The 13,355-nt window shown below is 61.3% G+C and carries 11 protein-coding genes; all 11 read left to right on the forward strand.

Going from position 1 to position 13,355, the window contains the following annotated elements; all coding sequences use genetic code 11:
- Positions 1-43 precede the first annotated feature (43 nt).
- The 11 genes from C1719_RS06370 (at position 44) to murC (ending at position 13,229) form a co-directional block, all read left to right on the forward strand.
- The gene (locus C1719_RS06370; protein ID WP_102374347.1) at positions 44-475 is read left to right on the forward strand and encodes a division/cell wall cluster transcriptional repressor MraZ; all 432 of its coding nucleotides are present in this window, start codon (positions 44-46) and stop codon (positions 473-475) included.
- An 18-nt stretch (positions 476-493) separates the two neighbouring features.
- Positions 494-1,450 (forward strand): 16S rRNA (cytosine(1402)-N(4))-methyltransferase RsmH, encoded by a 957-nt coding sequence (gene rsmH, locus C1719_RS06375; protein ID WP_102374348.1) that lies wholly within the window; start codon positions 494-496, stop codon positions 1,448-1,450.
- 118 nt (positions 1,451-1,568) lie between these two features.
- Entirely contained in the window at positions 1,569-2,039 is a 471-nt protein-coding gene (locus tag C1719_RS06380; protein WP_102374349.1) for a cell division protein FtsL, read from the forward strand.
- 3 nt (positions 2,040-2,042) lie between these two features.
- Complete coding sequence (locus C1719_RS06385) at positions 2,043-3,800, forward strand: peptidoglycan D,D-transpeptidase FtsI family protein (protein ID WP_102374350.1); 1,758 nt, start codon at positions 2,043-2,045, stop codon at positions 3,798-3,800.
- Between the two features lie 10 nt (positions 3,801-3,810).
- Positions 3,811-5,292, forward strand: a complete 1,482-nt coding sequence (locus tag C1719_RS06390; RefSeq protein WP_102374351.1) for a UDP-N-acetylmuramoyl-L-alanyl-D-glutamate--2,6-diaminopimelate ligase — start codon at positions 3,811-3,813, stop codon at positions 5,290-5,292.
- Between the two features lie 6 nt (positions 5,293-5,298).
- Positions 5,299-6,732: a UDP-N-acetylmuramoyl-tripeptide--D-alanyl-D-alanine ligase gene (locus tag C1719_RS06395; protein WP_102374352.1), complete on the forward strand. Its 1,434-nt coding sequence runs from the start codon at positions 5,299-5,301 to the stop codon at positions 6,730-6,732.
- A gap of 1 nt (position 6,733) precedes the next feature.
- Positions 6,734-7,780: a phospho-N-acetylmuramoyl-pentapeptide-transferase gene (gene mraY / locus C1719_RS06400; RefSeq protein WP_102374353.1), complete on the forward strand. Its 1,047-nt coding sequence runs from the start codon at positions 6,734-6,736 to the stop codon at positions 7,778-7,780.
- 9 nt (positions 7,781-7,789) lie between these two features.
- Positions 7,790-9,259: a UDP-N-acetylmuramoyl-L-alanine--D-glutamate ligase gene (murD, locus tag C1719_RS06405; protein ID WP_102375954.1), complete on the forward strand. Its 1,470-nt coding sequence runs from the start codon at positions 7,790-7,792 to the stop codon at positions 9,257-9,259.
- A gap of 109 nt (positions 9,260-9,368) precedes the next feature.
- Entirely contained in the window at positions 9,369-10,607 is a 1,239-nt protein-coding gene (locus C1719_RS06410) for an FtsW/RodA/SpoVE family cell cycle protein (protein ID WP_245874394.1), read from the forward strand.
- Between the two features lie 3 nt (positions 10,608-10,610).
- Positions 10,611-11,711, forward strand: a complete 1,101-nt coding sequence (gene murG / locus C1719_RS06415) for an undecaprenyldiphospho-muramoylpentapeptide beta-N-acetylglucosaminyltransferase (protein WP_102374355.1) — start codon at positions 10,611-10,613, stop codon at positions 11,709-11,711.
- 93 nt (positions 11,712-11,804) lie between these two features.
- Positions 11,805-13,229 carry a UDP-N-acetylmuramate--L-alanine ligase gene (gene murC / locus C1719_RS06420; protein WP_102374356.1) on the forward strand — a complete coding sequence of 475 codons (1,425 nt, stop codon included), beginning with the start codon at positions 11,805-11,807 and terminating at the stop codon, positions 13,227-13,229.
- Positions 13,230-13,355: the final 126 nt, after the last annotated feature.

Below are 13,355 nucleotides of genomic sequence, written 5' to 3' on the forward strand. Positions count from 1 at the left end.
CCACCCATCGGAAAACACTCGAGCGAATGAAAGGGAGGCATGCATGACGGATCTCGTTGGCGAGTTTCGGCATAAGCTGGACGCCAAAGGCCGTCTGTCCCTTCCTTCCGATTTTCGCAAGGTGCTACCGATGAACTTGAAGATCACGCTCTCTCCGAAGAACGACAGCCTGTACGTGTTCGACTCGGACGGCTTCAGCGCGTGGGTTGCTTCCCTTTTCGACAAAGACGGGGGATTCCAACCGAGCAACTCCAAGCATGTGAACATGCGCAAGGTGCTCAACTCGCGCGCCAAGAACGTCGAGCTCGATGCCTCCGGCCGCATCGGCATCTCTGCCGATCTGCGCAATGCAGCAGGCCTTGGCAAGGACGTCGTTTTGGTGGGGGATACTGACCACTTCGAGATTTGGGACGCAAAGCGTTGGGACGACTTCTGCAGCAGCGTGGATCTTTCCTCTCTGTTCGTCGAAGACTGATTTCAAGACGTGAGCGCAATGACAAACGAATATCGGCATACACCGGTTCTGCTCGCCGAGTGCCTCGAATACCTACACCTTAAAACACAGCACATATTCGTGGACGCAACACTCGGCGGTGCAGGGCATTCCCTCGAAGCAGCCCGTCTGCTCGGGCCGGATTCAACCCTGATCGGCATCGATCAGGACGCAGTGGCGCGAGCCGCGGCAAAGGATCGCCTTATGGCGCTTCCGGATGACGTCCGACCGAATATCGAGCTTTTGGCGGGTAACTTCGGCGATATGGATGAGCTCCTTTTGTCTGCGGAAGTGCCGGGGGTCGATGCGTTTCTTTTCGACCTCGGCGTATCTTCGGTGCAGATAGACACGCCTTCTCGTGGCTTCTCCTTCAAGGAGGACGGCCCACTTGATATGCGGATGAATCCGGGCAATGACACTCTAAACGCAGCAGAGATCGTCAACACCTACAACGCAGCAGATCTCACTCGGATCATCCGTAGTTACTCAGACGAGAAATGGGCGAGCCGCATAGCGGAGTTCATCGTGAAGGCACGCCAGGAGGCGCCGATCGAAACGAGCGCACAGCTCGTGGAGATCATCAAGGCCGCCATCCCGGCTTCGGCCAGGCGCGCTGGAGGCCATCCGGCGAAACGTACGTTTCAGGCTCTTCGCATCGAGGTCAATTCTGAACTCTCGGTGCTGAGAAGCGGCCTTGAGGCGGCAGTTCGATGGTTGAACCCAGGCGGCCGCCTCGTCGTCATCAGCTACCATTCGCTCGAAGACCGTATCGTGAAAGACGTAATCGCGGGATATGCGAACCGTTGCACCTGTCCGCCCGACCTCCCGGTCTGCGTGTGCGGGAAGAAGCCGATACTCGAACCTGTCACGCGCAAACCCGTTTTGCCGACCGAAGAGGAAATCGAGCGCAACCCGCGCGCACGCAGCGCCAAGCTGAGGGTCGCCGAAAAGCTTTAGATCAAGCGGATCGGAAGAGCCTTCAAACTCGGGCTTGAGGGAATCGCATCGGTTCAACAAAAGAAAAGAAGAGTACAGACCACCTGAAACGCAGCTAAAACGGAAGGAGTGAGTGGTCATGGGCGCCGCGCCAGCATACCGGTATCCCGAGCGGATGCCCGAACGATCTCCACGAGTCCGTGTTGTTCCAGGGGGAAGGCCTCAAAACCGCCCCGATACCGTATCGTCTTCGGCGATTTTCCTCGCCAAAGCGTTCGCCGTCGTATTGGTGGTGTTCGCTTTGCTGGGATTCGTCCGCATCGGCCTTGCTTCGGCTACGGTCACGACGGCCCTGTCGGCTGACGAACTGTCGACCAACATAGATTCTGCGCGATCCGAGGGCAACGAGCTCGAGGTGCGCCAAAGCTATCTTTCCAATCCCACGAACGTCAAGCAGGAGGCTGCTTCGAAACTCGGCATGTCCGAGCCCGAGCAGGCGCTCACCATAACGCTTGAAGCAGATGTCGTTGCCACCGATGCAAGCGGCAACCTGTCGCTCGCATCGAGCGTGGAAGCTGCATCGGCCCAGGCAGCCACAGCGCAAGGCTAGCCCATGGCTGAAAAGCGGGGGCACACGTCATCCGGCTCGCGCCGAACGGGCTCAGGCCGCATCGCGTCGCGCGGTGCGGCGAACAGGTCGTTCGGAGGCGATGCGCTGGCCGACGGATCGAGCCGCGCTGCAGTGGTCATCGCGGTGTTCGCAGCCATCGCGCTCATCTTCTTCGCCAGGCTCGTTTTCCTCCAGGTAGTGAAATCCGAGGAGTATTCGGCGCAGGCTCAGGAGGCGCGTACCGCCAACATCGAAACTTCGCCCAGACGCGGCACCATTTACGATAGAAACGGCTACGTGCTTGCAACGAGCGTCGATGCGACGACCATCTACGCGAACCCTTACGAGGTGACGGATGCCGATGGGGCGGCGAACCAGCTTGCCGCGATTCTCGGGGGAGAGCCCGCCGATTACAAGGAAAAGCTCACGATGAAAGACATCTCGTTTGTCTACATCAAGCGCAAAGCCGACGTAGATGTTGCTGACCAGGTGAAAGAGCTTAAGATTGACGGTATTTACTTCATCCCCGATACAAAGAGAGAATACCCCTACGGCCAGATAGGCGGCCAGGTCATCGGTTGCGTCAACATCGACGGCGAGGGCCTTACGGGCCTCGAGCTGCAGTACGACGACGTGCTTTCGGGTACGGGGGGGACGCTCGTGGTCGAGCGCGGCCGCGACGGCACGCCCATTCCGGGAGGCGTCAAAGAGGAGGTTGCCGCCGTCGACGGGCAGGACATCATCGTATCGCTTGACATCAGTTTGCAGGAGAAGGTCGAGCAAAGCCTGACCGACGGTGTAAAAGAGGTGAACGGCGAAAGCGGCAACGCCATCGTGATGGATGCGGGCACAGGCGAGATATACGCGGCTGCATCGCTTCCCCTGTACGATCCGAACGATCTGAGCACTATCGTGGACGGATCCGAGACGCAGGCGAAATCGATCACGCAGATATTCGAACCCGGATCGATCTTCAAGACGGTATCGACCATGGCCATCCTCGAGAACAACGTGATGAGCCCTGACGACGAGATATTCTGCCCTGCGGTCATCGAGGCCGACGAGTACAAGGTGTCGGACGCGCACGAGCGCGGCGATGAAACCATGACGTTGCGCCAGATCCTCGACAATTCATCGAACGTCGGCATATCCCTTTCGGTCGAGAAGCTCGGCTTCACGGAACTGTACAACAAGATCGTCAAATACAACCTCAACGAGCTGACGGGCATCGATTACCCGGGTGAAGGCTTGGGCTCGCTGCAGCCTCGGGAGCAGTGGGCGAAGATCACGGGGTACAACATCAGCTTCGGTCAGGGCGTGTCGGTCACGCCGTTGCAGATGGTGCGTTTCTACGGCGCGCTCATCAACGACGGCGTCGAGGTCACCCCCCATTTCCTTGTGGAAAAACCGCTTTCCGACGAAACTCCGACGTACGCTACCGAAGACGTCGTCGACAATAAAGAGGCGATCCCCACCATCACGAGCATGCTTGAAACCGTGGTGACCTCGGGTACGGGCACGGGTGCCCAGATCGAGGGATACCGCGTTGCAGGCAAGACATCGACGGCGGAGATAGCCGAAGAAGGCGTGTACAAGAAGGATATCTACAACCTGTGCTTTACGGGATTTCTGCCTGACTCGAGTTCTCAATTGGTTTGTTTTGTGGGCGCAAACGAGGTTCCAGGGGGCGGAAACGTCAGCTCCGTTTTTAAGGATATAATGGCATTTGCGATTGACCGCTACAAGATAATGCCGAACTAGAGGGAACGTCATGGGAAAGACTTGCAAAGAGCTGTTCGCAGGGATCGACTGCACCATCATCGGAAACGAGAACGAGATGGTCGAGGGAATCGCCTATCGGAGCGATCGGGTCGAATCCCACGATGCTTTCTTCTGCATCGTCGGGCTTGTGACCGACGGCCATTCCTTCGCGCAGGATGCGATCGACCACGGAGCCAAGGTGCTCGTCGTCGAGCGCAAGGTGTACCTTGCCGATGCAACCGATATCACCGAGGTGGTGGTGAAGGACACGCGCAAGGCCATGGCTCAGGCGTCGGCGAACTTCTACGACCATCCGTCGAAGGACATCGAACTTGTAGGCATCACCGGCACGAACGGCAAGACGACGACGACTTACCTGGTCGAACATATAGCCCATGTCGCCGGAAGGCGCACGGGCGTCATCGGAACGGTTGGCGTGCATATTGGCAAGAAGCTCGAGAAAAGCGAGCACACCACGCCCGAATCTCCCGATTTGCAGCGCCTGTTCGCCCGCATGCGCGACGAACGTGTCAACGTCGTAGCCATGGAGGTGAGCTCGCACGCGCTCGATCTCGAACGCACGTGGGGCACGAAGTTCGCCGTTACGGCGTTCTCGAACCTGACGCAGGATCACCTCGATTACCACAAGACGTTCGAGGCGTACTTCGAGGCGAAGGCTCGCCTCTTCTCGCGCGATTACCCCGCCAAGCGCGTCATCTGCATCGACGATAAGTACGGCAAGGAACTGCTGCGCCGTTGCTCGGTCGCCGAAGACAGCGTGATAACCACGGGATTCGATCCGTCGGCTCAGATAAAGCCCGTTTCGGTCACCTACGAAACCACCCATACCTCCATCGTGCTCGACGTTCGGGGAACCAAGTACTCGTTCGATTACCCGCTCGTCGGCAAGTTCAACGTCGAGAACATCATGTGCGCATTCGGCATCGGCATGCAGCTCGGGTATCCGGCATCCACGATAGTCGAGGCTCTTTCCGAGGCTCCCCAGATTCCCGGGCGCCTGCAGCGCGTCAACGGTGCGGGCGAGAACCTCGGCATCTCCGTGTACGTCGATTACGCCCATACCCCCGATGCGCTCGAGAAGGCCATCGCCTCGATCAAGGCGCTTACGAAGGGCAAAACCATCGTCGTGTTCGGATGCGGCGGCGACCGCGATTCGAGTAAGCGCCCCATCATGGGGAGGGCAGCGCTCAGCGCTGATTTCGCAGTCGTGACGTCGGACAATCCGCGCCACGAGGATCCGATGGCCATCATCGACGATATCGTGCCGGGCATGACGGCCGGCGCCGATCGCTATGAGGTCGAGCCCGATCGCAGACGCGCCATAGCGCGTGCGATCGCGCTTGCCGATGAGGGCGATTCGGTGCTCGTCGCGGGCAAGGGGCACGAGGATTATCAGCTTGTCGGCGATTCGGTGCTTTCGTTCGACGATCTCGTCGTGGCGGCCGAAGAGCTCGACCGGGCCTCTAAGTAGGCGGCGATGCGGCTTAACTCCAAACAGATCTGCGAATACACTGGCGGGCGCGTGCTTGTCAATCCGATCGATGCGAGCAAACTCGCCTGCGGGGTCGCCTGGGATTCGCGTGCGGTATCGCCGGGCGATCTTTACGTGGCGCTTCCCGGCGAAAACGTTGACGGGCACGCCTTCGTGCCGCAGGCCTTGCGTGCGGGGGCGGTCGTGGTACTCGTGCAGGAAGCTCCCGACGAGGCGACCTGCCTGCTCGCGCGCGAGATGGGTGCCGCCGTCATCGAGGTCAGCAACACGTTTTCCGCAATCATCGACCTCGCACGTGCGTGGCGGGGATATCTGCGGGGCCATGTCGTCGGCTTGACGGGCTCGACGGGCAAGACCACCACGAAAAACCTTGTGCGAGACGTGCTGTCGGCGTCGTTTTCGGTAGTGGCCACCCAGGCGAACCAGAACAACGAACTCGGCGTTCCCAAAACGCTCTTATCCGCCGACCCCGAGACCGAGGTCGTGGTGGTCGAGATGGGCATGCGCGGCTTGGGCCAGATCGCGGATCTCTGTGATTTCGTGAAGCCCGATATGGGGCTTATCACCAACATCGGTGAAAGCCACATCGAGCTTCTCGGCAGCCGCGAGAACATCGCCCGCGCGAAAGCCGAGCTCATCGAGGCTCTTCCCGACGGATACGGCTGCGCATTCGTCAATTCGAGCGATGCGTACACGCCGCTCGTGCTTGAGTGTTCGAAAGCCATCGAGCGCTCTGTCGGCATCTGGTTCTACGATGGTTCGGCGCGCGACGTCGATACTGCAGCCGATGCCTACGCAACCGACGTCGAACTCGATTCGGAGGGCAGACCCGGTTTCGTGCTGCACGTCGCAGGGGACGAGGCCGTTTGCAAGCTCAACCTGCGAGGTTTGCACAACGTGCAGAACGCCACCGCCGCCGCAAGCGTAGGCGCGCGTTTGGGGATGGATGCGGCGACGATCGCCTCCGCCCTTGCATCGGCGCAGCCGGAGGCCGGCAGACAGCACGTGATACAGGCCCGAGCGGGCTTCACCATCGTCGACGATGCGTACAACGCCAACCCCGATTCCATGCGCGCATCGCTTGCCATGTTCTCGTCGCTCGCCGTGCAGGGCAAGCGCGTCGCCGTGCTCGGCGACATGGGAGAGCTCGGTGATTACGCCGTTGCCTGCCATGAGGGCATCGGGCGTGCTGCTGCCGCCTCGAACCTGGATTACCTTGTATGCACAGGAGAGCTTTCGGCTCACATCGCGCGCGCTGCGCGCGAGGCGGGCATGGATGCAGATACCGTATTGGAAACCGATTCCATCCCCGGCGTTCTCGGGGAGTTGGACAACTTGCTCGAGCCAGGGGACGCGGTGCTTGTCAAGGCATCGCACTTCATGGGTCTGGAGCGCGTTGTCGGGGGGCTTGTGAACTGACATGTTTTCGATTTTTTCGCAATATCCGACGTTTCTCGTCTTCTTGTCCATCGTGATCGCGATCGTCATCACGATTGCGCTCATGCCCGTTTGGATCCGCTTCCTCAAGTCCAGCCACATCGGACAGCAGGTGAGGGCCGATGGTCCCGAAAGCCATCTCGTGAAGCAGGGCACGCCCACCATGGGCGGCGTCATCATGCTCGTGGCCGTGGTCGTTGCGGCCGTGCTTGTGGGCAAACCCACGCCCGAGACGTTCGTGCTGCTGGGGGCAACGGTGCTCACCGGATTCTTGGGTTTGATCGACGACGGGTCGAAAGTGGTGAAAGAGCGCTCTCTCGGCCTCACGCCGAAGGCGAAGCTCGTCGGGCAGTTCGCCATCGCCTCGGTGTTCTGCCTTGTGGCTGTGAACCTGCTCGGCGTGGCTCCGACCGTCGAGATCCCGTTCGTCTACACGTTCGATTTCGGCATGCTCACCACCGTCGTGCCCATCGGCGACGGCATCGCCATCCCATGGCTCTACCTCATCTTCGTGAACATCCTGCTCGTCGGCATGTGCAATGCGGTGAACCTCACCGATGGCCTCGACGGGCTCGCATCGGGCACGGTCATGATCGTCATGATCGTCATGGCCGCCATCGCGTACCGCTCCGATATGCTCGAGCCTGCGATCTTCGCCGCGGCGCTCGCCGGCGCGTGCATCGGTTTTCTGTGGTTCAATTCGCATCCGGCCGACATCTTCATGGGCGACACGGGATCGCTCGCTCTCGGCATGGCGCTCGGCTGCCTTGCGGTCGTGACCAAAACCGAGTTCGTCTCGCTCATCATCGGCGGCCTGTTCGTGGCCGAAGCCGTGTCGGTCATGATCCAGGTCTTCTACTACAAGAAAACGAAGAAGCGCTTCTTCCTCATGGCGCCGCTGCATCATCACTTCGAGAAGAAGGGATGGAGCGAAACCAAGGTGGTCGTGCGCTTCTGGATCATATCGGGCGTGCTCGCCGCGTTCGGCTTCTCCATCTACTTCGCCCAATCTCTTGTGGGGGCGGTCTAGGTGAGCGGCGTGCCGAACATCGATCCCTCGAAGAAACACGCCCCGAGCCATCTCGGGCGCGTGCTTGTTTTGGGGCTTGGAAAAAGCGGCAAGGCTGCAACGACGTATTTGGCCGGGCTCGTCGGCTCGCGCGTCGAGAGCGTGACGGTGGCTGCGGGCGACAAAACCGATGACGCCTGCTCCTTTGCAGAGGCCGTGCAGGCTGAGGGCGTCCGCGTGCTGTTCGACCATCGCGAAATCGAAGAAGCCTATGACTTGTGCATCGCCTCGCCCGGCATCTCGCAGTTTTCGGACTTCTATCGAAGCGCAGCCGCTGCGAGCGGCGAGATCATCAGCGAGGTCGAGCTTGCATGGCGCGAAAGCCCCGCCGGCTCCCGCTGGGTGGCGGTTACGGGCACGAACGGGAAAACCACCACAACGGCGCTTGTCGCCCATGTGCTTCGCTGCGCGGGCGTCGCGGCCAAAGCCGTCGGCAACATCGGCGATACGTGCCTGGAGGCCGTCGCTGAAGGCGGCGTCGGCGTGTTCGTCGCCGAAACATCATCCTACCAGCTGGCTTCGACGACCCTGTTCGCTCCCGATGTGGCCGTCGTGCTCAACATCACACCCGATCATCTAGCTTGGCACCGCTCGTTTGAAAACTACCGCGACGCCAAGTTCAAAGTGCTTGCGAACCTGGGCCGTCGCGATGGCTCCTTCGCCGTGTTCGATGCCACCGATGCCGTCGTGCGCGAAGAGGTGAAGCGCGTGCGTGCCTTGGGTGCCGAGCGCGGGTACTCGTATGTGCCCATCGGCACGAAGGCCGGCCTTGCCGGGAACATGCGCGAGGCGTGCGGCAGCGAAAACGCAGCTTATCTCGACGGCGACACGTTGACGGTCGATTTCGGCGGCAGCGTCGAAGCGCTCGTTTCCATCAGCGAGCTTCAGCTCAAGGGGATCCATAACGCATCGAACGCGCTTGCGGCGGCAAGCGCCGCTTTGGCGCTCGGCGTCGATGCGCGCGATGTGCGCGAGGGCTTGCGGAGCTTTGCGCCCCTCGAGCATCGCATAGAGCCCTGCGGGAACATCGGGGGCGTCGCCCTTTTCAACGATTCGAAGGCGACGAACGTCGATGCGACGCTTCATGCCCTCGATGCGTTCGGCTCCGTGAAGCCCATCGTGCTTTTGGGCGGCGACGACAAGGGCACCGACCTGTCGGGGCTCGTTGCGGCGGCGAATGCGCATTGCAAAGCCGTGGTGTGCTTCGGCGCTGCCGGGCCGCGCTTTGCCGAAGCGTTCTCGCGGGGGGAGATTCCCGTATACCATGCGCCAACGCTCGAGTCGGCTCTCGATGCGGCGCTTGTCGCAGCCGAACCCGGCGATGCGGTGGTGCTTTCGCCGGCATGCGCTTCGTTCGACGAATTCACCTCGTTCGAGCATCGCGGGCGGGTGTTCAAAGAACTCGTCGGCAGACGGGCCGTGCAGAAGGGCGCTGATTAGAAACATGGCGCGCAGGGCTCAAAACACACCATCAACCTACTCGAGTAAGCCCTCATCATCACAGCGATCGGGAAGCTCGGCGCCTTCGCATATCCTGGGGCCTCGCATCATGCTGCTCATGTCGGTGTTCGCTCTGCTGCTGATGGGGCTTGTCATGGTGTACTCGGCAGGATCGATCGAGGCGATCAGCGAGGGCGGCACGCCGACGGCATACCTCGTCAAGCAGCTCGGCTTCGCGGCCATCGGCTGCTTCGGCGCGTTCGTGCTGTGGAAATTCGTTCCGTACCACGTGTGGTCGGGCGGTTTTCTGTGGGTCGCCTGGATCGGCGCGGTGGTGCTTTTGCTGCTGACGGCGTTCGTGGGAACGGAAGGCCTCGGCGCGCAGCGGTGGCTCTACCTCGGCCCGATCGGCATCCAGCCCTCCGAGTTCGCGAAAATCGTGTTCGTGCTGATGATGGCGCGCATCCTGTTCGATTTCCGCAACGGATACCTCGATGTCAGAAACCTGTTCGTGCAGATTGCACTCCTTATCGTCGTGCCGTTGCTTCTCATTTACAAAACCCAATCCGACCTGGGAACCACGATCATCTGCTTCGTGGGCATCCTCACCGTGCTCTGGATAGGGGAGGTTCCCCTGCGAACGATCGCCCTGCTCGTGCTCGGCGGCCTTGCATTCGCGGCCCTCGCATCCATGGTGGGCTACCGTCAGGATCGTTTCGTGTTTATGAACCCGTGGGACGACGGCGAGGGCGGCTACGGCAACGGCTACCAGCTCATCCACTCGTTTTACGCATTCGCCGAAGGCGGGCTGTTCGGCGTGGGCCTCGGCAATTCGCGTGAGAAGTTCCTCTATCTTCCCGAAGCCGAAACCGATTTCATCTATGCCATCATCGGCGAGGAGCTCGGGCTCATCGGCGCTGTGGTTGTGATCGCGCTGTTCTTGCTGTTCCTCTACGCCGGCATCCGCATTGCGCGGTCGGCCCCCGATAACTTCGGCGCTATGGTCGCGGGGTCGATCACGATCATGATCGTGTTCCAGGCGTTTCTCAACATCGGCTGCGTTCTCGGACTGTTTCCGACGACGGGCAAGCCCCTGCCGTTCATCTCTTCGGGGGGTTCGTCGCTCATTGCGAGTTTGCTGATGGTGGGCTTGGTGCTTTCGGTTTCCCAGCATTCCGAGGTGCCGAGCGTCTACGATCGCAGGCGTCAGGACCTGCGGGTCGTGCGCTCGTCCTTTTCGGGTCCCCCGCCTGCCGCTCGCGGCGGATCGGCTCCGAAGCGGGGCCGATCGGGGCCGTCGACGACGCGCGGCAAGGCGGGTTCAAGCAGGAAGAGGGCGAGGAGGTAGGCTATGGTCATCGTATTATCGGGCGGGGGAACCGCAGGACACATCAACCCTGCATTGGCCGTCGCCGAAGTGCTCGAATCGCGCGGCCACACGGTGCTGTTCGCGGGAACGCCGCAGGGCGTCGAGGCTCGACTCGTGCGTGAGGCGGGCATACCGTTCACCGCGTTCGAAGCTGCGGGGTTCGATCGGAGCCATCCGGCGAGCATTATCGGGGCCGTCGCCAAGATACTGAAGAGCACGCGCGCTGCGAAGAAGTGGTTTGCCGATGTGAAGCCCGATGTCGTGGTGGGATTCGGAGGCTACGTCTCGATTCCCGTGGGCCGCGCCGCCGAGATGCTGAACATTCCCGTTGTCGTGCACGAGCAGAACTCGGTCATGGGCATGGCGAACAAATACCTCGGTAAGCGCGCCCGCGCCGTTGCCCTCACCTACGAGGTGGCGGCCTCGGCGCTCGAAGACGCGTCGAGGGTCGTCGTGACGGGCAATCCCGTTCGCGCATCGGTGCTCGCCGCCAAGCGCTCGGACGGCCGCGAGATGCTCGGCATACCCGAAGACGCCTTGATGCTGCTCGTATTCGGGGGAAGCCTCGGCGCACGTCACATCAACACGGCCGTATGCGCGCTCAAAGAACGGCTGCTTGCGGTCGAGAACCTGTACGTCGTGCATGTTACGGGGCCGAAGGAGCTCGAGGCGGTCGAGGCAAAACTCGCCCTGAGCGACGAAGAGAAGAGGCGCTGGATGCTTTTCGGCTACCAGGATCGCATGGGCGAGACGCTTGCCGCGTGCGATATGGTGGTATCGCGCGCGGGGGCAACCTCGCTCGCCGAGATATCGGCGCTTCACATACCCGCCATGCTCGTGCCGTTCCCCTTCGCCACCGAAGATCATCAGACCACCAACGCGAAGGCCTACGTTGCGGGGAAGGCAGCCTACATGCTGCCCGACGACCAGGTCGAGGGCGACCGGTTCGCCGAGCTTTTGTTTTCCATGATAGAAGACGAAGCGGTGCGCGAGCGCATGCGCGAGGCCTCGAAGGCATTCAAGACGAAGGACGCCGCCACGAGATTGGCAGATGTTGTGATCGCTGCGGCTGAGAAGCGCTAGCGGCGATACAATGCCAACGGCAGGATTGCGCCGAGGACGGACAAGCCGCGGCGCCTGCGGGCATCACCATATGAAAGGTATACCGAAACGACCATGACAGATAAGCGCATCGAATCAGTTCACTTCATCGGAATCGGCGGCGTCGGCATGAGCGGCATCGCGCGCGTGGCGCATGACCAGGGCATGACCGTCACCGGATCGGATCTTAAGGAAAGCCGCTACACCAAGCAACTGAAGGAAGCCGGCGTCGGCGTGTGCATCGGCCACGGAGCCGAGAACATTCCTGCGAAGGATCCCGACGTGGTGGTGGTGTCGACGGCCATCCTCGACAACAACCCCGAATACATCGCGGCCCAAAAGCGGGGATTGACCATCTGGCATCGGGCGAAGATGCTCGCTGCGCTCGGCGTGGGCAAGCAGACGCTTGCGGTTGCCGGAACCCACGGCAAGACGACGACTTCCTCGATGCTCGCAAGCATGCTCGATGCGATGGGGCAGGATCCGAGCTTCCTCATCGGCGGCATCGTGCGCGCCTACGGGACGAATGCCCACTCGGGCAACGGCTCTTACTACGTCGTCGAGGCGGACGAGAGCGACAAGTCGTTCACCTACCTCGACCCCCGCGCGGTGCTCGTCACGAACATCGAGGCCGACCATCTCGATCACTACAGCGGCATCGAAGAGATTTACGGCTTGTTCGGCCAGTTCATCGGATCCGTTCCCGAAGACGGCGTATGCGTTGCGTGCGGCGAGGATGCCGAGCTCGTGCGCATCGCCCGCGAAACGGGAAGAACCGTCTACACCTACGGGTTCGGCGAGCAATGCGATATCCGCATATCGAACTACGAGCCATGCGGCATCGGAAGCGATTTCACGGTGACGTTTCCCGATGGCACGGCGGCAGCCGGCCATATCAAGCAGAATCCCGGAGAGCACAACGTGCTCAACGGCGCAGGCGTGCTCGCCTTGGCGTGGGCGCTCGGGATGCCGGTCGATGCGGCCGCTGCCGCCCTTGCGCAGTTCTCGGGCGTGCGGCGCCGATTCGATTTGGTAGGGGAGGCCGGCGGCGTTACCGTGATCGACGATTACGCGCATCATCCCACCGAGATCGCAGCTACCATCCAGGCGGCAAAAAAACTTGACTTCAAACACGTGCACGTGCTGTTCCAGCCCCATCGGTATTCGCGCGTGCCGTTGTTCACCGAAGTGCTGAAAGACGAGTTCGGTGCGGCGTTCGATGCCGCCGATTCCGTTACGTTCATGGATGTGTACCCTGCAGGTGAGACGCCCGTTCCCGGCGTATCGGGCAAGACGTTTCTCGATGTCGTTCTCGACCATGCGGGCCACCCCGACGCAGCCTACGTGCCGCGCAGGATCGAAGTGGTTCCCTATATGGCTTCGAAGGCGGCGCCGGGCGATCTTGTCATCACGATGGGCGCGGGCGATGTGACGGCCATCGGCCCCCAGCTTGCCGCAGCCCTTGAAGAGCGCAGCCGGGTTGCCGGCTGCAACGCGTAGGCGGGTGCCGGGATGACTGCGCGCCATACGTCCGCACTCGAGGCCCTGCTCGTCGACCAGTCCTTCGACGGCGACATCTATCCGGGCGAGCCGCTCGCCCGCCATACCACCTACCATATCGGCGGC

The organism is Raoultibacter massiliensis (assembly GCF_900199545.1).
Lineage (GTDB): Bacteria > Actinomycetota > Coriobacteriia > Coriobacteriales > Eggerthellaceae > Raoultibacter > Raoultibacter massiliensis.

What these genes read in the sequence shown, in the direction of transcription:
- C1719_RS06385 (WP_102374350.1), top strand. Translation starts at nt 2,043, where the DNA reads ATGGCTGAAAAGCGGGGGCACACGTCATCCGGCTCGCGCCGAACGGGC.
- C1719_RS06370 (WP_102374347.1), top strand. Translation starts at nt 44, where the DNA reads ATGACGGATCTCGTTGGCGAGTTTCGGCATAAGCTGGACGCCAAAGGC.
- C1719_RS06380 (WP_102374349.1), top strand. Translation starts at nt 1,569, where the DNA reads ATGGGCGCCGCGCCAGCATACCGGTATCCCGAGCGGATGCCCGAACGA.
- murC (WP_102374356.1), top strand. Translation starts at nt 11,805, where the DNA reads ATGACAGATAAGCGCATCGAATCAGTTCACTTCATCGGAATCGGCGGC.
- mraY (WP_102374353.1), top strand. Translation starts at nt 6,734, where the DNA reads ATGTTTTCGATTTTTTCGCAATATCCGACGTTTCTCGTCTTCTTGTCC.
- C1719_RS06410 (WP_245874394.1), top strand. Translation starts at nt 9,369, where the DNA reads ATGCTGCTCATGTCGGTGTTCGCTCTGCTGCTGATGGGGCTTGTCATG.
- rsmH (WP_102374348.1), top strand. Translation starts at nt 494, where the DNA reads ATGACAAACGAATATCGGCATACACCGGTTCTGCTCGCCGAGTGCCTC.
- C1719_RS06390 (WP_102374351.1), top strand. Translation starts at nt 3,811, where the DNA reads ATGGGAAAGACTTGCAAAGAGCTGTTCGCAGGGATCGACTGCACCATC.
- murG (WP_102374355.1), top strand. Translation starts at nt 10,611, where the DNA reads ATGGTCATCGTATTATCGGGCGGGGGAACCGCAGGACACATCAACCCT.
- C1719_RS06395 (WP_102374352.1), top strand. Translation starts at nt 5,299, where the DNA reads ATGCGGCTTAACTCCAAACAGATCTGCGAATACACTGGCGGGCGCGTG.